Origin of the sequence: Hydrogenophaga palleronii, from assembly GCF_031457455.1 — a bacterium.
GTDB lineage: Bacteria > Pseudomonadota > Gammaproteobacteria > Burkholderiales > Burkholderiaceae_C > Hydrogenophaga > Hydrogenophaga palleronii_A.
The window spans coordinates 111,516-131,150 of the sequence record NZ_JAVDWU010000005.1; the positions used below are offsets into that span (position 1 = coordinate 111,516).

Here is a 19,635-nt window from a genome sequence, read left to right on the forward strand (position 1 = left end):
ACTGGTGCGTTGGCGAAGCTTTCGCTTTTCCCGTTAGCCGGGCAAGCGCGTGCCCTGGCTCAAACTGCTGCACATCAGCGCCGTCATCATCTGGTGCGGCAGCATTTTGTATCTGCCCACCCTGATCAGGCACAGTGCGTCACCTGGGCCTGAACGCGGCGCTGCGTGGCGGCAGTGGCCGCGCAAGGTCTTCATCGAGGTGGCAACGCCAGCGGCATTGGTGGCCATTGCCTCGGGGACCGTGATTTTCGTGGCAGGCGCACTGGTCCAGCCCTGGCTCACCTACAAGCTGGCTGCCGTGGGGCTGCTGGTTCTGTGCCATGGCGTGTGCGGCATGCTGGTGATTCGCGCCGAAGCAGGTCGGCTGGGCGCCTGTCGAATGTGCCGTGTGTTGAGCGTGCTGATGCTGCTCGTGTTGCTGGCCATTGCCTGGCTCGTTCTTCGCAAACCGGCATGAGGACGATGAACACGTTCATCCCGCTGCACGGCGCGGCCCGAACAGGGCTCGGATCACTCCGGGTTGTCGGTGTGGATACCGACCGCGTTCTCGTAGACGAGGCGCCCACCCAGGTACGAAGCCAGCGATATGAACGCCCCAGTGAGCAGGCTCAGCCCCATGCCCCAGGGCATCACGAGCTGCCCCGGGTCATCACCCATGCGCAGTTGCCAGTTCAGCGTGGCCACGGACAGCATCGTCACGGCCATGATGGCGTGGCCCCAGGCGGTGATGAGGCGCCGGATCTGCTGCACGGTGAGCAGGTCAATGAGCCCGGCCACACTGGCGGTCCAGCCGCCGAGGGCGCCCACACCCGCCAGCCACAAACCCGCGCGTGCCCAGAACGGATCGCCGCTGTACAGATAGGTCGCGTCCGTGGCCACCAGTGCGATCAGCGCAGCCACCGGAAAGTGGATGAGCATGGGATGGATGGGATGCCCTGCGATGGCAGCACGACTCAGAATGGGTTTGGTGCTGGGGTTCATGGTGTCATTGTGAAGCCATCTGCCTTGACAAAGTGCACGGTGGGCGGATGGGTCGCGATGCTGGGTCTGTCGGGTTGCGCCGGTTCGCAGTCGATGCTGGACCCGGCGGGGCCCTCCGCACAGGCCATCGCGCTGGTGTGGTGGTGGATGCTGGGCGTGGCCGTGATGGTGGTGGCGGGCGTGATGGTGGCCGGGTGGCTGGCCATGCGGCGCGGTCGCAACGCACAGGCCAACGCCAGCGACGACATCGCGACCAGCCATGGGTGGCGCTGGATGGTCGGCGGAGGCATCTTGTTGCCGTCGGTGACGATCGCGGTATTGCTGGTGTTCGGCACGTCGGCCGGGTTTCACCAGTTGCCGCTGCCCCTGACCGGTGCCGGCGGCCCGGCGCCGCTGCGCGTCGATGTCGAGGCCCGGCAATGGGACTGGTCGCTGCGGTACCCTGAGAACGGCGTGCAGCTTCACAACGAGCTGCGGCTGCCCGTGGGCCAGCCCGTCGATATCCATGTGGGCAGCCGGGACGTGATTCATTCGTTCTGGGTGCCGCGCCTGGGGGGCAAGATCGACGCCATCCCCGGTCGCATCAACGTGGTTCGCCTGCAGGCCGATCAGGCGGGTACGTTCCGTGGCCAGTGCGCCGAGTTCTGCGGTTTGAATCACGCCCACATGGTGATGACCGTGATCGCCATGCCGGCCGACGAGTTCGATGCCTGGCTGGCGGCGCAGTCGGAAGCCGTGGCCATTGGGGGCAAACCATGACCGAGCCCACAGGCAACGCGCCTGCGCGCGACGCTGCCGAACTGCACGCGGAGTTTGAAGCCGTCTGGGGCAACCCGAAAGGATGGCGATCCCTGAGCGTGGTCAACCACACCAGCGTGGCCAACCGTTTCATCGTCACCGGTGCCGTGTTCTTCCTCATCGCCGGTCTGCTGGGCATGCTGCTGCGCGCACAACTGGCGCAGCCCGGGCAGGAATTCATGGGAGCCAAGGCCTACAACCAGGTTTTCACGATGCACGGCACCATGATGATGTTCCTTTTTGCCGTGCCCATTCAGCAGGGACTGGCGGCCTACCTGCTGCCCAAGATGCTGGGCGCCCGCGACCTGGTCTTTCCGCGCCTGGGGGCTTTCGGCTACTGGTGCTATTTGTTCGGCGGCCTCATCTTCACCAGCAGCCTGCTGGTGGGCCTGGCCCCCGACGCCGGCTGGTTCATGTACACGCCGCTGTCCAGCAACGCCTACTCGCCGGGCAAAGGCGCTGATTTCTGGTTGCTGGGCATCACCTTCATCGAGATCGCCACCATGGCCGCGGCCATCGACATCACGGTGTCGATCCTGCGCGCACGTGCGGCCGGCATGGGCTTGCACCAGTTGCCGATCTTCGCGTGGTCCATGCTGGTGACCTCGCTGATGGTCATCGTCGGCTTTCCGCCACTGATTCTGGGCAGCATCCTGCTGGAGCTGGAGCGGGCGGCCGGCTGGGCCTTCTTCGACCCCACGCGCGGTGGCGACCCGGTGCTGTGGCAGCACCTGTTCTGGCTGTTCGGTCACCCGGAGGTCTACATCATCTTTTTGCCCGCTGCCGGCGTGGTTTCGATGCTGGTACCGGTGTACGCACGTCGGCCACTGGTGGGCTACCGCTGGGTGGTGGTGTCGATGATCGCCACCGGTTTCATCAGTTTTGGTCTGTGGGTGCACCACATGTTCGCGGTCGGCATTCCGGCCTTGTCGCAGGCCTTTTTCGCGGTGGCCAGCATGCTCGTGGCCATCCCCACCGGCATCCAGCTCTTTGCGTGGATCGCCACGCTGTGGAGTGGTCGCCCGGTCTGGAGCGTGCCCATGCTCTGGATCGCGGGCTTCCTGCTGATCTTCGTGGTGGGCGGGCTCACCGGGGTGATGCTGGCCTTTGTTCCCTTCAACTGGCAGGTGCACGACACACACTTTGTGGTGGCGCATTTCCACTACGTGCTGATCGGCGGCATGCTGTTCCCGCTGATTGCCGGCATCTACCACTGGCTGCCACATTTCAGCGGCCGCCTGCCATCAGAGCGGTTGTCAAAGGCCGGCTTCTGGCTCACCTTCATTGGCTTCAACGGCACCTTTCTGGTGATGCACTGGACCGGGCTCATCGGCATGCCGCGACGCGTCTACACCTACGAGGCCGGTCTGGGCTGGGATCTGCCCAACCTGATCTCTTCGGTCTTCAGTTTCGTGATGGCCTTTGGCATCGCCACGCTGCTGCTCGACCTCGTGCTGCACTGGCGTTACGGTCGAAAGGCGCCGCTCAATCCCTGGCATGCCGACACGCTGGAGTGGGCCAGCGGCACGCCGCCACGTTCGTACAACTTCGCCAGCCTGCCGCGCATCACGACTCGCCATCCGCTGTGGGACGCGCCGGATCTGCCCGAGACGATTGCCACGGGCCAGCACGCGCTGCCGCACGCGGCACACGGCCGTCGCGAAACGCTGGGCGTGGACCCGGTCAGTGGCCGGGTGCGTGAGGTGATTCATCTGCCCGGCAACTCCTGGTGGCCACTTGGGGCTGGCGCCACGCTGGCGTTTCTGTGCCTCGCGCTGCTGCTCAAGCTGTACCCGATGGCGATCGGGTTGTCGCTGGTGGCTGTGGTGGTGCTGCTGCGCTGGTCCTGGGAGAACGGCTCCCACCCCAGCGCCGTGCGAGGGGAAACCGGTGACCTTCCCGAAGGGCTGAAACTGCACTCACACACCTTCGATGGTCCGGGTCTGTGGGGCATGGGGCTCACCATGCTGGCCGATGCCGCGCTGTACGGCGCGCTGCTGTTTGGTTGGCTCTACCTCTGGACCGTGGTGCCGGGCGGTCAACCGGACGCGGTTTCGCCGCTCGGGATCTGGCCGCTGGCGGCGGTGACGGTGCTGTGGGGTGCGGGGCTCTGGGCCATGCGTGACGCGGTGCGTCGCCTGCGCGGCGGCAGCGATGCCCGGTTGCAGCGTTATTTGTGGATGGCCTTTGCCTTCGGCGTGGCTGGCGCCCTCTGCCTTGTGTGGTTGGCGGCGACCGCAGGGCTGCGGCCCACGCTTCGCGCCCAAGATGCGGTGTTGAGCTTCACGCTGGTTTTTCTGCTGCTGCACGGAGCTTTGGCATCCGTGCTGTCTGCCCTGCAGGCCTTGCGTGTTCGCAGCGGGCGGGTGAGTGTGCTGGCGCCCTATGAGCCGGGTGTGGTCACCATGCTGTGGCAATTCTGCGTGCTGGCCACCGCCCTGGCCTGGGCGCTGATGGCCTTGCTTCCCATGGCGTTTGGAGCGCAGCCATGAAACCGAACGCCTGGCACCTTGTGATCGGACTGACGCTCTGGTTTGCCTGGTTCTGCGCCACTTATGGCGGTGTGGCCGTGGCCTGTGCCTGGGCGCCGCCATCGCCCGCGCAGGGGGCCTGGACCTGGATCAACGCGGCGGTGTTGTTGCTCGCAGTCAGCTGCACGCTGGCCTTTGTCGGCGCGGCATGGATGAGCGCGCGCGGGGCGCTGTACCCGAAGGGCAGTGCGACGCAGGCGCGCCAACGGTTCATTGCCTTCGCAGCCACCGCCCTGTATGTCATCTCGGCGGCATCCACCCTTTTGGTGGCCTTGCCGGCGGTGGTGCTGCCGCCATGTGTGTGAAGACCCGAACGCGTGGCGACACCGGATGGGCCATGGCGGCATGCCTGGCGTCGCTGTGCGCCTGGCCTTCGGCGGGGTTGGCGCACGGTGTTGAAGGCGGTGCGAGCCAGGCGCCGGTCTGGTTCACGCAGGCCTTGTTCCTGTTGGCATGGCTCATGTATGCCTTGGGCGCTGTGCGCCAGCGCCCGCGTTTCGGTCCCCGGTTGGCCTTGCACAGCGCCATGCTCGTGGCAGGCCTCGCCTTGTTTGGCCCGCTCGACGAATGGTCCGAACGCAGCGCGGCCTGGCACATGGTGCAGCACATGTTGCTGATGGTGGTGGTGGCGCCCCTGCTGGTGCTGGCGAGGCCCCTGCCGCAGTGGCGTGCCGTGCTGGGCGCGCGGGCCGACGCGGCCTGGCGCACGCTGCACCGCCTGAGCCGCCGACCCATGGCCTGCGCCATGCTGCACGCCGTGGCGATCTGGTTCTGGCATTTGCCCGGGCCCTATCTCGCCGCCCTGGCGTCGCCACTGTGGCACGTCACCGAACACGCTTGTTTTCTGCTCAGCGGCTGGCTCTTCTGGTGGTCGGTACTGCGGCCCGGACGGGCACACACACTGGCGGCTGCGGGCGCGCTGCTGTTCACCGTGATGCACACAGGCATGTTGGGCGCGCTGCTCGTCTTTGCCCATCTGCCGCTCTACAGCGAGGCCCAGTCGGCCATGGCAGACCAGCAGATGGCGGGCCTGGTGATGTGGGTACCGGGCGGTCTGGTGTATCTGCTGGTGACCGTGTGGGCGGGTTCGCGCTGGCTGGGCTCGCTGGAAGCCACCCCGCTGGGGCGCGCGCAGGCCTCGCCCAGGCGGTGACGAATCGCCTCAGGCTCTCTGATTCAGCGCGGCGCTTTCGAGACTGGCCCCAGCGGCAAAGACAGGACGACGGGTTCGAACGGCGCGGGCAGCCCGCCACCGGCCTGTGGCGCGAGGTCCCTCAGAGCGAGCTTGTCCGTGCCTTCGACGCGCCAGATCACGTTGCCCACATCGTCGGCCACCAGCAAGGCCCCTTTGGTGTCGATGGCCACGCCGACGGGGCGGCCCCGGGCGTTGCCATCGGCGTCCAGAAACCCGGTCAACACGTCGATGGGTGGCCCACTGGGCTGTGCGTCATCAAAGGGCACATAGATCACCTTGTAGCCGCTGGGCGGGTTGCGGTTCCAGGAGCCGTGTTGTCCCACGAACATGCCGCTCTCGGCAAACGGACCGCCCAGGGCGTTGCCTTGGGCCGACGCCAGGCCCAGGGACGAGGTGTGGTTGCCCAGCGCATAGTCGGGTTTGATGGCCGTGGCGACCAGATCGGGGCGCGGTGGCTGGGGGCGGGTGTCCACTTTCTGACCGTAGTAGCTGTAGGGCCAGCCGTAGAAGCCGCCGTCACGCACCGACGTCATGTAGTCGGGCACGAGGTCGGAGCCCAATTCGTCGCGTTCGTTGACCGATGTCCACAGCGTGTCGCCCTGCCAGGCCATGCCCACCGGATTGCGTATCCCGCTGGCGAAGATGCGGCCTCTGCCGGTGGTGCGGTCGAATTCCCAGATCGCCGCGCGGCCCTCTTCATGCTGCATCCCGTGCTCGGCCACATTGCTGTTCGATCCCACGGATACATACAGTCGGGCGCCGTCCGGGCTGGCCACCAGGCCCTTGGTCCAGTGGTGGTTCAGCGGTCCACCGGGCAGTTCGGCTACCGATGTCACCGGGCCGCTGGCTTTGGTGTCGCCTTCCTGGTAGGGCACTTTCACCAGGGCGTCCGTGTTGGCGATGAACAGCTCGCCTTCAACCAGGGCCATGCCAAAAGGCGAGTTGAGGTTGTCCAGGAACACGGTCTTCAATTCGGCCACGCCATCGCCGTCGGCGTCGCGCAGCAAGGTGATGCGGTTGGCGCTGGGGGTGGCGGCGCCGGCCCGCTTCATCACGAAGCCCATGACTTTGCCTTTGAGGCCCAGCAGTTCGTCACGCAAGGGGCGTTTGGGCGCATTGGTCTCAGCCACGAGCACGTCGCCATTGGGTAATACGTAAATCCAGCGTGGGTGATCGAGACCGCCTGCGAACTGGCGTACCGTGGTGCCTTCTGCAGCGGTGGGCAATTGGCCTTCTTTCCAGGGCTGGGCAGGCGCCACCTTCACGGTGGGAATCACGGTCCTGACCGGCTCGGGCAGCGGTGGGTCGATGCCGTAGCCTGTGTCCGCCTTCAATTTGGCCGATTCGCCGCAGGCCCCAAGCAGGAGCGCCGTGAGGGCGATCAGCGGCAGATGCCATCTGTGGAGGTGTGCGAGGTTGGTCATCACTTTTCCTTGGTGAGTGGCCGACGCAGCGCGTCGGTGCCGCTGGTGTGATGGGTCAAATTAAAGTAGGCGCATGGCGTGGTCTGTTCGCTATCCAACAGATCAACCGATCCGATACGCAGTGCAATAGCCGTTGCACCAAGGCCAGACATGCAAAAGGACGAAACCACCCTGAGGGTGCTCACGGTGAATATTCACAAGGGCTATACCTTGTTCAACAGCCGCTTCATGTTGCATGAACTGCGTGACGCCATTCGTGAGGTCAAGAGCGACCTGGTGTTTCTTCAGGAAGTCACCGGGAGAGCAGACGAGGCCGTGCTGCATGTTGAACCGGTGCAATACGAATTTCTCGCGGACACGCTGTGGCCGGAACACGCCTATGGTCGCAACGCGGTGGTCTCCGGAAAAAATTTCGGCAATGCGGTGCTGTCCAATTTTCCGATCGTTTCTCACCGCAACCATGCGCTGTCGATGGGTCCGGGAGAGCCGCGCGGCCTTCTGCATTGCATTCTCGACATGGGTGCCGGCCGCGCTGCGCTGCATGTGATGTGCACGCACCTGGGGCTGCGCGAGCGCCATCGGCAGCAGGAGCTTTCGGTCTTGCGCACGCTGGTGGAAAACGAAGTCCCGCCAGAAGCCCCATTGATCCTCGCGGGCGACTTTAACGACTGGCGCTCCCGCGCCGATGCGCTGCTCGCCCCCGTGGGTCTGGTGGAGGTGTTTCGCCGTGCCGACGGTCAGAACGCCCGCAGTTTCCCCGCCCGCTGGCCCTTGCTCAGGCTGGATCGAATCTACGTGCGAGGCCTGGCCGGCGACCGGCCGTTGTTCATGCCCCGCCAGCCCTGGGCCCAGCTCTCTGACCACGCACCACTCGCGGCAGAACTGCAGCTGCGGGAGTAGAGGGCCCGCTAGGGCCTGTTCACACTATTTTTCCAAGTGCGAATGGGTTGAAAACAGCGCTAATCTAGGCGTGCGACGACGGCCAGACTGGGCGTCTGGCCTAGGAGTGCAACGACGAGTGGCGCTGTTTTCAACCCATTCCCTTCGGGTTGCGGCCAAAAAGGCCATGCGCGGCGTTGCGAAGCCTTGCCGGGGGGCGACCCCGGCTGCGTTTCGCGCCTTGCGCATGGCCTTCTTGATCCGCAACGCATCTCGGAAAAATAGTGTGAACAGGCCCTAGAGCGTTTTCTGTCGACCTCCTGCGGATCATGGACGGAACGCTGAAGGAGCGGTCTTGCCCGCGCGGGCCCACTCCAACATAATGAAAAAGGTCGACGCATTTGCCGCCCTGCTTGCAAGAGCATGCAGGGGCGGACCGTTCAGCCCCTGGAGTGCCGTCCACGCATGTCCCATCCTGCGCCCGATTCGCCCCGCGCGAAAATCCATGAACGGCGTTCAAATGCCGTTGGCGCTGGTGTTTGTGGACGATGCAAGCACCCACGGCGCAAAGCCGACCGGTTTTGCGCCCATTGTGGGCTGCAGTTTGAAGACACGCTGGCCGAACGCAAGTTCGTGACCCTGCTGTTTGCCGATCTGTGCGGCTCCACCGCCCACGTGGCCAGGGCCGATCCGGAAGAGGCACAAGGGTTTCTGGACCGGGCCCTCAAAACCATGGCCGAGGCCGTGGAAACCTACGGCGGGTCTGTGCGTCGCTTGCAGGGGGATGGCCTGGTGGGTGTCTTCGGTGCGCCCATCGCACAGGAAGACCACGCCCTTCGCGCCTGCCTGGCGGCATTGGCGGTGCAGCGGCGCACGCGCGGGCAGGGGACAGACGAATTCGACGCATCCCCCCAGGTGCGCATCGGCATCCATTCGGGCGAGGTGGTGGTGGGTTCGATCCACGACCTGCTCACTTCGCACCACCGGCTTGACGGCGCGGCCATCCACCTGGCGGCGCGGCTGGAGCAGCTCGCCCCACCCGGCGGCATTCTGGTAAGCGGCGCCACGGTGCGCTTGCTGGACGGCGAACTGGAGTCGCGCGTCATCGGGCTGCGGCCCATCCGGGGTTTTGACCAGCCGGTGGAGCTGCATGAGCTGGTGCTTGAGAGCCAGCGCTCGGCTGCCGCGCCGCTGGCCAAGCGCCGCCACCTGTCACCGCTGGTGGGCCGCGAGGCAATACTGACGGCCATGCATGCCGTGGCCTCCCGGGTGGCCAACGGCAGCATGCGCGTGCTGGGTGTGCGCGGCGACGCGGGCATCGGCAAGTCGCGGGTGGTGGCGCGTTTTTGCGTGGATGCCCGCACCATGGGTTTTGATGTGTGCGGCATGACGACGCGTTCGTACACCAACCACCTGCCTTACAGCGCACTGGCCGACCTGATGCGCGCCCTGATGGGGCTGCGCGAAGACATCGACCCCGAGCACGAGCGAGACATGGCCCGCGAGGCGGTGGCTTCCTGGGGTGAGGCCGCGCAGCGGCACGTGCCTGCGGCCATGGACCTGCTTGATCTGGGCAGCTTGCCGTCAGCGTGGCTGGCGCTCACACCCAGCCAGCGGCGTGCACGCATCGGCGAGGCCCTGCTCTGGCTGATCGCCGGCCGTCTGACCGATGGGCCGCTGCTCATCGTGGTGGAAGACGTGTTCCTGGCCGATCGCGACAGTCTTCGCATGCTCGAGGTTCTCTGGCGCAAGCTCGACGAACTGCCCGTGCTGCTTTGCGTCACCTACCGGCAGGATTTTGTGCATCGCTGGGCCGACCCGGTCTGGTTTGAGGAAGTCTGGGTGGCGCCGTTGACGCAGCGCGACATGGAGGCGCTGGCCACCTCGCTGCTGGGGCGCCACGAGTCGTTGAGCGCGGTGGTGCCCATGTTGATCGAGCGCGCCGACGGCAACCCGTTCTTTCTGGAGCAGATGAGCCTGACCCTGGTGGACACCGGTGGCCTGATGGGATCACCGGGCGACTACCGTTTTCAGGGCACCGACGCCGAGCTGCGGGTGCCCGCCTCGATCGCTGCCGTGATCGGCGCCCGGGTGGACCGGCTACCGGCCGCCGCCAAATCGACGCTGGAAGGGATGGCGATCCTCGGCGAAGTGGTCACGGCAGAAACGCTGGCCGCCATGCTGGGGGCGCCGGCGACCGAGGTGGATCTGCACCTTCGCCTGGGTTGTGCGTCTGGCCTGCTGGTGCAGACCGGCGTTGTCCAGCAGAGCGACAAACCGGTGGGCGAGGGCGAAGCGGCGTCGTCCACGGCGGCCTCCGTGGCGTTCCGCCATGCCCTGGTGCAGGAGGTGGTGGCCGCCGCGCTCACCCGCCCGCGCCGCAAGCTGTTGCACCAGGCGGCCTTCACTGCCCTGGTGGCGCGACTGGGCGACCGCGCCAACGAGCGTGCTTCCGTGCTGGCCCATCACGCTTACCAGGGTGGGTTCTGGATGGACGCGGCGCGCTTTTCGGCCGCAGCGATGGTGCGTTCGGTGGCCCGCTCGGCCAACCGCGACGCCTTGCGCATGCTGGACACCGGGCTCGACGCGGCGCAGCGTGTGGACGACGAACCCACCCGTCTAGCCTGTGAGCTGGTCCTGCGCAGCGAAGCGCTGGGACCGCTGTGGCCGCTGGGCCACTTCGACGCCATGTTCGTTCATCTGGAGCGCGCCCAGGCCATCACCGAGCAGATGGGCGACCCCAAACGCCAGGCGGCGGTGTCCTTGCAGATGGCGGGCTTGTTCTGGACCCGAGGCAAGGCGGCCCAAGGTCTGGCGGCGGCGCAGGCGGCCAAGGCGGCCGCACTCTGGGCCGGCAGCCGGGGTGCACAGATGACGGCCGCCCAGCTGGAACTCATGCTGCATCATGGGCTGGGGCGCTACGCCGAGGTGGTGCAGCGGGCGCGGGACGTGGAGCGCGACTTTGCCGTCGAACTGAGCGGGCGGCGCATCATGCGCGGCTGGGCCACGCTGCCTTCGATCAATCTCAAGGTGTTTCTGGCCGATGCCCTGGCCCGCATGGGTGACACGGTAGCCGCACAAGCGGTCTGCGACCAGGCCTACCGCGAACTGCAGGCGCAAGACCATGCTTTTTCGCGCACGCTGGTGGACTTTGCCCAGACCAGCCTCTGGCTGCGTCAGGGCCTGCATGCACAGGCCATCCCGCTCCTGCGTGAAACCCTGGTGAGCTGCCAGCAGCACGACATCCACACCATGACGCCCTGCATCGTTGGCCTGCTCGCCGAGGCCCTGGGACGGGCCGGAGCGTTCGACGAGGCACAGGCCATGGTGGAGCAGGCGCTGGCCGACAAGTCCTACCTGCTCGCCGGCCTGTACAGCGAGTTCTACTTGCGTTATGGGTGGGGCGTGGCCTGTGCCACGGCACAGCAGCATGCCCAGGCGCTGGCCCAGTTCAGCGCTGCGCAGGCCCACGCGGTGCGCTACGAGCAGTGGGGGCACGAAGCAGACGCCCTGCTCGCCATGGGCGAGGTGGCTGCCAGCGCCGGCGACACCTCGTCCGCGCTCATTCATCTGGACGCCGCACGGAAAGCTGCCCAGGCATGCGGCATGCAAGGCGTGACACAACGGGCGCAGGCGCTGTCCGAACGACTGGCCAAGCCGGCCAGGGTGGCATCCCTCACGGAGCTGGCCGATGACTGAGGCCACGCTGGAGCGCGCCGCCAGCCCCGGCAGCGGATCGGGCTTGCTGTACGCAGTGTGGTGTTTCCTTATGCGGCAGCCTCGGCTGTTGCGTGTGCTTGCTGCAGCGGTCAGGCGCTGGCCCATGGTGGCCAACACGCTGCCCATCGTGGCCGGGCGCGACGCGGTGGTGGCGGCGTTCTTGCGCTCGACCAGCTTCTCCAACACCGCGCATGCGCCGAACCTGGTGGCGGGCCCGTTCTCGATCGGCATGCCGGACGGGCCCCGCTACCGCAGCGAGCGCGCCACGCTGGAAGCCATGCTGCTGTTGCCCGGCGAACTGGGTCGCACCAGTGCCGAACTGGCCCGCGAACGTGTCGAAGCGCTGCAGCGGGGGGCATCGGCGAGCCGCTTCGATCTGGTGGACGACTATCTCGGGCCGCTGGTGTGGCGCACCATGAAGCGCTGCTACGGTGACGCGGGTGACGCCCTGGCGAAGGGGCATCCGGGTGCCCACGCCCCTGAAGACGCGGAAAAGCAGCTGTTTATGCACCTGCGGCACGTGGCCTCGCACCTGGTGGTGGGGGGTGTGGCCCCGGCTGGTGTGCAGTGCCGCGCCGAAGCCGCAGGCGCTGCGCTGAACCAGTGTGTTCACGCCCACAAGGACGTGGTCCGGCAGGCTTTTGCCAGCCGTCTGCCCGATCGACCGGAGGCCACCGTTCATCGAAACGCGGTGGGACTGATGTGGGTCTCCCACCCCGTGGCGGTGCAGGCCGGCGTGCACCTCATGTGGGAACTGATCGAGCGCGAAGACTGGCACATGAAGCTGCGGCAGCAGGTGGCGGAAGCCGGCGAGAAGGCCTTGTTGGATGACGGCTTGCGCCAACATGTCCGCCACGTGATCCTGGAGCTTCTGCGCTTCAGGCCGGTGTTCCCGATCGTGGTGAGGGATGTGCCGCGCGCGACGTGTTTTCAGGCGGGTGATGACCGTCCGGCCCGGGTCAAGGCGGGGCAATCCCTGAAGCTGATGGTGATCGGCGCCATGTTCGATCCCGCCGCCGTGGACCGACCGGGCGACTTCCTGCCTTACCGCAGCTGGCGCAACGAAGACGATCGCTACATGGTGTTTGGCCATGGAGACCGCCGATGCCCGGGCAGGGAGCATGCGCTTGAAATGCTCACCAGTCTGTTGGTGGGTTTGTTGATGCTGCCACGGCCGTGCCGGCTGGCAGGGCGAAAGGCGATGGTGTACGACGGCCCGGCTGCAGCGCACCTGCATCTGGTTTTCTGAATTCGAACAAGACGGAGCGCCATACCGAACGCAGGGACGGTGGCGGTTTCGAGGGGTGCAATGGTCCGACAGCAGATGCTTTGTGTGCTGACGCCAGGCTGGACAGGCGACACGCAGACCCTGCCCGCGCTCAAGGGCGGGCTGGACGCGCTGTTCGACAGCCTCGGCTTCGTGCATTTCGCGAGCATCGCCCTGCTGCCCCCGCGGCCCGGCGAGCCCGACACTGCCTTGCCATCGCTGATGCTGGAACTGGCGATCGATGAAGGCATGCAGACCCCCTTGTTGCTCGAACTGCTGGTGGCCCGTGGCCTGGAGGCGCTGTGGCCACTGTACGGCGCCCATGCCGACGCGGACCTGCCAGCCTCGCGCGAGGCACGGGCCACTTGGTTGCGGCATTGGCTGACCAAGCATACCCATGGTGCAAACGGTGGCTTTGTGGGCGCACGCGACCGCACGGTGCGGCAGATCCACAGCGAGCATGCGCTGTATCGCGCGGTGCGCGATCAGGCCACCAGGCTGACGACCGAACAGCGCCTTGACAGCGAAGAGCTGGCGCGCAGATTGTCGCTCTGGGCAGTTGAAGCTGACGAATTTGTCTGGGCCCGCACACCGGCGCCGCGCAGTTTCTTCCGCCGGGGTGGCCTGGGACGGGCGCTTGCGCTGTTGGGGGGTGTGGCCGCGCTGCTGGTGGCGGGGCTTGCCGCTGCCTGGTGTTTGAAATCGGCAGCCCTGGCGTGGTACTGGCAGTGGCCGGCACTGGTATTGACGACTTTGGCCGTGGTGGTGGTGGCTGCACTGGCCGCACTCCTGTTATCGCCACTGGCCCTTTCCGCCCTGTCGGCGTGGCGCAGGGCGTGGCGGCCCGTCAGCCAGTCGCTGAAACACTGGGACCGCGCGCGCCACGCCCGCGCCACCCGCGAAGTGCCGCGCGCACACCAGGTGCATCCCATGGTGGCCCGCTGCGAGGCCGAACTGATCGAGCGCCCCAACCACATCGTGAGTCTCACGGAGTTGCGGTCACCTTGTGTCTGGCATGGGGTGTGGCTGCGCCTGTGGCTCGGGGTCATCACCTGGTTCGGTCGCTGGTGCTTTGTGAACGGCGTGCTGGGCAAGGCCAGGGGCATCAAGTACGGCCACTGGCATGTGGTGGACGGCGGCCGACGGCTGCTTTTCTGCAGCAACTACGACGGCTCCTTTGGCGGCTACCTGGGGGAGTTCATTGCCGGTGCCACGGTCGGCGTGAACCTGTTCTGGCGGCGCACCCGGCTGCTGCCCCGCAGGGCCGCTGCCCCCGGGCATCCGGCCGTGCAGCATGCCCGCGATTTTCCGCCCACCCGGTGCCTGGCCTGGCACGGGGGCTGCGAACATGAGCAGTGGTTCAAGACCTATGCACGCGACAGCATGCTGCCGCACCTGTATCTGTACCAGGCCTATGCCCACAGCCAGGCGGAAATCGAGCGGGCCACCGCGCTGCGCGACGCGCTGTTCGGCCCCCGCAACCCGGTCAACGACGACATCATTGCAAGGGCCGTTGAGTCATGAAACACCCCGACGTGCAGGCGCTGGTCTACGCATCGTTCGCCCAGCTGCGCCATTGCCGCTACCTCTTGCTGCGCATTCGCGATGCCGATGCCGCGCGTGCCTGGCTGAGGCAACCCGAGGTGCTGGGCCTGGTCAAAGGCGGTGCCGATCTGCGGCGTGAAGACGCGCAGGACGAAGCGCTTTCCGTGGCCTTCACACACGCCGGGTTGCTGGCCATGGGGTTGGAAGAGGACCACGACTTCCCATTTCCCACCGCGTTCCGGGAGGGAATGAACCAGCCCGACCGCGCGCGGGCGCTGGCAGACCGGAGCGTCGACGAATGGGCCTGGGGCGACCTGGGTGGCGACGTCCGCCAGCATGTGCAAGTTCTGCTGGCGCACTTCCGCAAAGAGGCATTTGAAGCCGAGTCGGGGCCATTGTCATTGCCTGCGTTGGAGCGCGGCGGACTGGAAGTGGTGCGGATGGTCAAGACCTGCCCGAGCTACATCCGGAACGACGGCGAGGGCACGCAACTCTTCGAGCCCTTCGGGTTTCGCGACGGCTTGTCGCAGCCGGTGTTGAGAAGCACCGCCGACGATTCACGCATGCAACGGAAACGACGCGAAAAGGTGGGCGGGGACCTGGCCGAAGACAGCGTGGTGGCCGATGGCGAGTTCATTCTGGGTTGGCCCAATGAATACGGCGACCCGGCCTATGCGCCAGACGATGCCCGCTGGCGCGCGGCACGCCTGGAAGGCGCACCGCCCCAGCGCTTTGCCACCCACGGCAGCTACCTGGCCGTGCGGCACATTCGCCAGCACGTGGACCGGTTCAAGGCTTTCGCGGCCGCGCATCCTGCGCCCGATGCAACCACGCCGAGCCTGGTCGAGAAAATGGTGGGACGCCGCATCGACGGTACGCCGCTGGTGAAATGCCCGTTCGCGCCGCCCGACCCGGACGCCTTCCGCTACCGCGTTGACGATGCAGAAGGGTTCCAGTGCCCCCTGGGGTCGCACATCCGCCGCGGCAACCCGCGCGACACGCTAGGGTTTGACGTGGCGTCCGGTGTGGCCCAGTCCAAACGGCATCGCCTGATCCGGCGCGCCCGCATTTACGCCGGTGAATGCCAGCAGGCCGGCAAGGGTGGCTGCGGTCATGCGGACGGTCGACGGGATTGCGGCCAGGGGCTGTTTTTCATCGCGCTCAATGCCGACCTGGATCGCCAGTTCGAATTCGTGCAGCAGCGCTGGGTCGGCAACCCGCGGTTCGCCGACCTGGCAGGGGAGAACGATCCCATCATGGGTGGTCGGGGTGCCAACGCCTTCACCGTACAAGGCCCGGCAGTGGGCCAGCGCACGGTGAACATCCCGCCGTTCACCGAGATGGTGGGCGGCGGTTACTTCTTTTTGCCCGGGCTGACGGCGCTACGCTTCCTCGCCACACAAGGCCAGGGTGAGCTGCCCGGTAGCGACTGAGCCTGGGCGCTGAGCGCTCCGGTCCGCGCCCTCGGCACGCCTTGTGCTTCGCTGAAAGCATGTCACATGCCCCATCTTCCTTGCTCGTGCATTCCTGGCTGGACGACGGCCACGCCCTGGTGGCCGGATCGTTGTTTGTGGCCCTGGGGCTGACCATGTTTGCCCACGCTGGCTTGCTCACCGGCGGGGTGGCCGGCGTCGCATTTCTGCTGACCTACGGCACGGGCTGGAGCCTTGCGCTGTGCTTCTTCGTGCTCAGCTTGCCGTTCTTTGTGTTGTCGTGGCAGCGCCTGGGGCAGACGTTCACGCTCAAGAGCCTGGGGGCGGTGGCGCTGGTGTCGATCTGCACCGAACTGGCGCCTCGCGTGGTGCGGTTCGAGGTGCTCAATCCTTGGGTGGCGTCCGTGCTGGGCGGGTTCCTGATCGGGTTCGGGCTGCTGGCCTTGCTGCGCCATCAGGCCAGCGTGGGTGGCGTGAATATCCTCGCGCAGTGGCTGCAGCAGTCGCGCGGCCTGAGTGCCGGCAAGGTGCAGATGTCGGTCGACATCGCGGTGGTGCTCACCGCGCTGCTGGTCGTGCCACCGCAACGGGTGCTGCAGTCGGTGGTGGGCGCGGTGGCCATCGGCGTCATCCTCACCCTCAACCACCGGCCGGGGCGCTACCTGGGGGTGTAGATGCCACCGGGCGTGGTCAGTCAATGTGGTGCTGGACGCGGAAGATGGCCTGTTTGCGCGGGTGCGCTTTCCTTTCTACCGCTTTGAATGAAAGAGGGGGCGATTGACGCCGCCGCTCCCTTCAGGCCGCGCCGCTCTTGTATTTGATGGTGCAGCCGTAAGGCCGGTTGGTGGCCACGCTCACCGGCTTGCCGTCCTTGATCTCGCCCAGTGCCTGCCGCACGTAGTTGGTGGCTTTTTCGATGTCGCCCACCCTGGCCGAAGCGATGCTGTCGATGGCGCCGGCATACACCAGCACACCCTGGGCATTGACGATGTACATGTGCGGGGTCACGCGGGCCGCGTAGGCCTGGCCGACCTTGCCGTCTTCGTCCATCAGCGTCGCGCTCGGGCTGGCCTTCTTTTCACTCATCCAGGCGGCCAGCGTCGCGGGCGCCATGTGGTCGCTGGCGGCTTTTTCGGTGGAGTTGATGGCCAGCCAGACCACGCCCTGGTCGACGGCCTCCTTCTGGAGCGCCTGCATGTTGCCCTGGTAGTGCTTGCGCACAAACGGGCAGCCCGGGTTGTTCCACTCCAGTACCACCGTCTTGCCTTTGAATCCGGAGAGCTGCACCGGCCTGCCGGCGGTGTCCATCAGGGTGAAGTCGGGCGCTGGCTGACCCACACTGGCGGCCCTGGCACTGAGGGGCAGCAGGGAGGCGAACGGGGCGAGGGCGCCCATGGCGAGCAGAGGACGGCGTTGCATGGTGAAGACTCCTGAAACGGGGAACGCTGAACCAGCAGAACGGCACCAGTCACCACATATTCAAAGGCTGGTCAGGGCCGCACGAACCTCCTCCACAGAGATCACTTCAGACAGCACCTGGGTCGGCTGTCCATTTTTGTAGATGGCATAAACGGGAATTCCGTTGCGGCCCAGTCGGGCCAGGGCCTCGGTCACGGCGGGGTCGCGGCGCGTCCAGTCGGCGCGCAGCAGAGCGATGTTCTTGCTGGCCATCTCCGCCAGCAGGCCTTCGTTGGCCAGCGTGGTGCGCTTGTTGTACTGGCAGGTCACGCACCAGGCGGCGGTGAAGTCGATGAACACGGGTCTGCCTTCGGCGAGCAAGGCCTCTTGCCGGCCCACGCTCCAGGGCTCCCAACTCACCCCCTGAACGGACGTGGCCACCACGGCACCGGGGTCTGCGTCCTGCAGGCGGGTGACGTTGGGACCCACGGCCCAGGCCAGCCAGGCCAGGCCCAGCAGTGACGCACCTGCCAGCACGGTGCGGCTGCGTCCCCGCAAGCCCATGGCCCAGACCAGCAGGGCCAGCACCACCAGCAGCATCAGCAGGGCGGCCGCGCCATCGATGCCACTTTGTTGGCCCAGCACCCACAGCAGCCACACCACGGTGGCGAACATGGGAAAAGCCATCAACTGGCGGAAGGTCTGCATCCAGGCACCGGGGCGGGGCAGGGCACGTGCGATGGCCGGTACCCAGCTGGCCGCCAGATAAGGCAGGGCCATGCCCAGGCCCAGCATGCCGAACACGGCCAGCGCCTGTACCGGTGGCAGACCAATGGCCAGCCCCAGCGAGGCGCCCATGAACGGCGCAGTGCAAGGCGATGCAATGGCGGTGGCCAGCACGCCGGTGAGGAAGGCATCGGCGGTGGGGTTGCGCGCCTGCAGCGTGGCCAGGCGGCTGGGCAGCAGGTTGCCCACTTCAAACAGGCCAGCGAGGTTCAGGCCGATCAGGGTGAACAGCACGGCCAGTGCGGCCACCACGCCCGGGCTTTGCAGTTGAAAGCCCCAGCCGATCTGCTCGCCCGCTGCGCGCAGGGCCAGCAGCAAACCGCCCAGCGCCAGGAACGAAAGCACCACGCCAGCGGTGTAGGCCAGGCCGTTGACGCGGTGCGCGCGCTGAGCCCCGGCGCCATCGCCGTGGCGGGCAAACGCCAGCACCTTGATGGCCAGCACTGGAAACACGCAGGGCATGAGGTTGAGGATCATGCCGCCGATCAGCGCGCCCAGCAGCGCCGCCCAGAGGGTGATGGGCACGCCCGACGGGTTCGCCGGTGGGGTTTGTGCCGCGGCGCGGGCAGCATTGGCTTCGAGGGCGGCGCTCAGGTTGTCTGGCACCGCCACCGGCAGGGCGGCAGGGGCAGGCCAGGTGCCTTGCACGGGAACGTCCATCTGCACACCCGGGCTGCCCGGGCCTTCGCCCGGAGGGGTGGCCTGCGCCACCACCAGGGACATGCTGGTGGGGCTGTCGCTGCGGTGCGGCGAAAGCGGCACACGTGCCGTCCAGCGGTCGCCGGTCCATGCCTGCGTCCAGCCTGCACCGGGTTCGATGATGCCGCCGCTTTCCGGGAAAAACTCCAGTATCTGGTTGCGCCATGCCGCGGGCAGACCGTCCAGCGAGACGCCGATGAAGCCTTCTTCAGGCGCGATGGCGCTGTCCGCGGGTGGCTGAGACGTGGGCGCGGCAGCAAACGTGGCTTCAAACGCCTGGGCGTTCAGCCCCGTGGAGCCATCGACCGGGATGCGCAACGAAAAATTGCCTTCTTCGGGGATGCATTCCTTGCGGCAGACCAGCCAGGCTGCATACAGCTGCACATCGATGTGGCTGCCGCGAAACTCGGGCGAGATGGTCAAGGGCACTGGCAGCAGCACGGTGCCGTTGAAGCCGTAGTTGGCCAGGGTGCCCAGTGGGAACTTGCGCGGCGTGGGCCAGGCGACTTCGCCCGCGCTCACCCCAAGCGGCAGCGTCCACTGCAGCTCGGTGGGGAGGCCCGAGTCGCCTGAGTTTTTCCAGTAGGTGTGCCACTCGGGCGCATGGGTCAGTTGCAGCCCGACCCACACTTCCTGCCCGGGCCCTGCCCCTTGCGGCGCGTGCGCCATGAGTTCGGCGCGCACCAGGTCGCTCTCCACCTTGCTCGGCAAGCGGGACGTCCCCAGCACGCCTTGCGCCATCACGGCCAATGGCAATACCAGGGTCAGCAAGAAAGCCATGCCCTGGCGCAAGGACGAGATGACAAATGAGGGTGGGCGGTGGGGCATCTGGGGCGGTGAACAAGCAGGCACGGGTTACCGGCGGCGTGCGCCGCGCTGACATATGAGAAGCCCGACGCGACCAAGTTCCGTGCGGTCAGCTTGGTAGCGCAATGGCGGGGATATTAGGTCACGACACCCGACATTGTCGGTGGAGGGT

Annotated in this window: 15 protein-coding genes; 11 read left to right on the forward strand and 4 right to left on the reverse strand. The window is 66.7% G+C overall.

Features of this window, described 5'->3' with window-relative positions; all coding sequences use genetic code 11:
* Positions 1-49: 49 nt before the first annotated feature.
* Positions 50-457 carry a CopD family protein gene (locus J2W49_RS13155; protein WP_310316639.1) on the forward strand — a complete coding sequence of 136 codons (408 nt, stop codon included), beginning with the start codon at positions 50-52 and terminating at the stop codon, positions 455-457.
* A gap of 53 nt (positions 458-510) precedes the next feature.
* On the opposite strand, the gene J2W49_RS13160 is transcribed toward J2W49_RS13155, so the two are convergent.
* Positions 511-981 (reverse strand): DUF2231 domain-containing protein, encoded by a 471-nt coding sequence (locus J2W49_RS13160; RefSeq protein WP_310316641.1) that lies wholly within the window; start codon positions 979-981, stop codon positions 511-513.
* Between the two features lie 24 nt (positions 982-1,005).
* Here J2W49_RS13160 and coxB point away from each other — a divergent pair, with 24 nt between their 5' ends.
* The 4 genes from coxB to J2W49_RS13180 are packed head-to-tail and all read left to right on the forward strand — an operon-like array spanning position 1,006 to position 5,463.
* On the forward strand, positions 1,006-1,740 hold the full coding sequence (gene coxB, locus J2W49_RS13165; protein ID WP_310316645.1) for a cytochrome c oxidase subunit II: 735 nt from the start codon (positions 1,006-1,008) through the stop codon (positions 1,738-1,740).
* Positions 1,737-4,271 (forward strand): cytochrome c oxidase subunit I, encoded by a 2,535-nt coding sequence (gene ctaD, locus J2W49_RS13170; RefSeq protein WP_310316647.1) that lies wholly within the window; start codon positions 1,737-1,739, stop codon positions 4,269-4,271. Before coxB ends, ctaD begins: the two co-directional genes overlap by 4 nt.
* On the forward strand, positions 4,268-4,615 hold the full coding sequence (locus J2W49_RS13175; RefSeq protein WP_310316650.1) for a hypothetical protein: 348 nt from the start codon (positions 4,268-4,270) through the stop codon (positions 4,613-4,615). Before ctaD ends, J2W49_RS13175 begins: the two co-directional genes overlap by 4 nt.
* Positions 4,606-5,463, forward strand: coding sequence for a cytochrome c oxidase assembly protein (locus tag J2W49_RS13180; protein WP_310316655.1), 858 nt, complete (start codon positions 4,606-4,608; stop codon positions 5,461-5,463). The genes J2W49_RS13175 and J2W49_RS13180 overlap by 10 nt, the downstream gene beginning before the upstream one ends.
* Positions 5,464-5,486: 23 nt before the next feature.
* Here the strand turns inward: J2W49_RS13180 and J2W49_RS13185 are convergent, their stop codons facing one another.
* Positions 5,487-6,929, reverse strand: coding sequence for a PQQ-dependent sugar dehydrogenase (locus tag J2W49_RS13185; protein ID WP_310316657.1), 1,443 nt, complete (start codon positions 6,927-6,929; stop codon positions 5,487-5,489).
* A 150-nt stretch (positions 6,930-7,079) separates the two neighbouring features.
* Between J2W49_RS13185 and J2W49_RS13190 the strand changes: the two genes are divergently transcribed.
* The 6 genes from J2W49_RS13190 (at position 7,080) to J2W49_RS13215 (ending at position 16,447) form a co-directional block, all read left to right on the forward strand.
* Positions 7,080-7,829, forward strand: a complete 750-nt coding sequence (locus J2W49_RS13190) for an endonuclease/exonuclease/phosphatase family protein (RefSeq protein ID WP_310316660.1) — start codon at positions 7,080-7,082, stop codon at positions 7,827-7,829.
* Positions 7,830-8,441: 612 nt separating this feature from the next.
* Positions 8,442-11,507 carry an ATP-binding protein gene (locus J2W49_RS13195; RefSeq protein WP_310316663.1) on the forward strand — a complete coding sequence of 1,022 codons (3,066 nt, stop codon included), beginning with the start codon at positions 8,442-8,444 and terminating at the stop codon, positions 11,505-11,507.
* The gene (locus tag J2W49_RS13200) at positions 11,500-12,777 is read left to right on the forward strand and encodes a cytochrome P450 (protein ID WP_310316667.1); all 1,278 of its coding nucleotides are present in this window, start codon (positions 11,500-11,502) and stop codon (positions 12,775-12,777) included. Before J2W49_RS13195 ends, J2W49_RS13200 begins: the two co-directional genes overlap by 8 nt.
* A gap of 60 nt (positions 12,778-12,837) precedes the next feature.
* The gene (locus J2W49_RS13205; protein ID WP_310316671.1) at positions 12,838-14,319 is read left to right on the forward strand and encodes a hypothetical protein; all 1,482 of its coding nucleotides are present in this window, start codon (positions 12,838-12,840) and stop codon (positions 14,317-14,319) included.
* Positions 14,316-15,773: a Dyp-type peroxidase gene (locus J2W49_RS13210; RefSeq protein ID WP_310316674.1), complete on the forward strand. Its 1,458-nt coding sequence runs from the start codon at positions 14,316-14,318 to the stop codon at positions 15,771-15,773. The genes J2W49_RS13205 and J2W49_RS13210 overlap by 4 nt, the downstream gene beginning before the upstream one ends.
* Before the next feature lie 59 nt (positions 15,774-15,832).
* Positions 15,833-16,447, forward strand: coding sequence for a YitT family protein (locus J2W49_RS13215; protein ID WP_405001019.1), 615 nt, complete (start codon positions 15,833-15,835; stop codon positions 16,445-16,447).
* A 121-nt stretch (positions 16,448-16,568) separates the two neighbouring features.
* Here J2W49_RS13215 and J2W49_RS13220 read toward each other — a convergent pair whose 3' ends face one another.
* Together J2W49_RS13220 and J2W49_RS13225 are read right to left on the reverse strand one after the other, a co-directional pair.
* On the reverse strand, positions 16,569-17,192 hold the full coding sequence (locus J2W49_RS13220) for a redoxin domain-containing protein (RefSeq protein WP_405001020.1): 624 nt from the start codon (positions 17,190-17,192) through the stop codon (positions 16,569-16,571).
* Between the two features lie 60 nt (positions 17,193-17,252).
* Positions 17,253-19,436, reverse strand: a complete 2,184-nt coding sequence (locus tag J2W49_RS13225) for a protein-disulfide reductase DsbD family protein (protein WP_405001021.1) — start codon at positions 19,434-19,436, stop codon at positions 17,253-17,255.
* Between the last annotated feature and the right edge of the window lie 199 nt (positions 19,437-19,635).

Excerpts from the sequence above, each read along its gene's own strand:
- J2W49_RS13160 (WP_310316641.1), bottom strand. The coding sequence starts at position 981 with ATGAACCCCAGCACCAAACCCATTCTGAGTCGTGCTGCCATCGCAGGG.
- ctaD (WP_310316647.1), top strand. The coding sequence starts at position 1,737 with ATGACCGAGCCCACAGGCAACGCGCCTGCGCGCGACGCTGCCGAACTG.
- J2W49_RS13175 (WP_310316650.1), top strand. The coding sequence starts at position 4,268 with ATGAAACCGAACGCCTGGCACCTTGTGATCGGACTGACGCTCTGGTTT.
- J2W49_RS13180 (WP_310316655.1), top strand. The coding sequence starts at position 4,606 with ATGTGTGTGAAGACCCGAACGCGTGGCGACACCGGATGGGCCATGGCG.
- J2W49_RS13185 (WP_310316657.1), bottom strand. The coding sequence starts at position 6,929 with ATGACCAACCTCGCACACCTCCACAGATGGCATCTGCCGCTGATCGCC.
- J2W49_RS13190 (WP_310316660.1), top strand. The coding sequence starts at position 7,080 with ATGCAAAAGGACGAAACCACCCTGAGGGTGCTCACGGTGAATATTCAC.
- J2W49_RS13200 (WP_310316667.1), top strand. The coding sequence starts at position 11,500 with ATGACTGAGGCCACGCTGGAGCGCGCCGCCAGCCCCGGCAGCGGATCG.
- J2W49_RS13205 (WP_310316671.1), top strand. The coding sequence starts at position 12,838 with ATGGTCCGACAGCAGATGCTTTGTGTGCTGACGCCAGGCTGGACAGGC.
- J2W49_RS13210 (WP_310316674.1), top strand. The coding sequence starts at position 14,316 with ATGAAACACCCCGACGTGCAGGCGCTGGTCTACGCATCGTTCGCCCAG.
- J2W49_RS13215 (WP_405001019.1), top strand. The coding sequence starts at position 15,833 with ATGTCACATGCCCCATCTTCCTTGCTCGTGCATTCCTGGCTGGACGAC.
- J2W49_RS13220 (WP_405001020.1), bottom strand. The coding sequence starts at position 17,192 with ATGCAACGCCGTCCTCTGCTCGCCATGGGCGCCCTCGCCCCGTTCGCC.
- J2W49_RS13225 (WP_405001021.1), bottom strand. The coding sequence starts at position 19,436 with ATGGCTTTCTTGCTGACCCTGGTATTGCCATTGGCCGTGATGGCGCAA.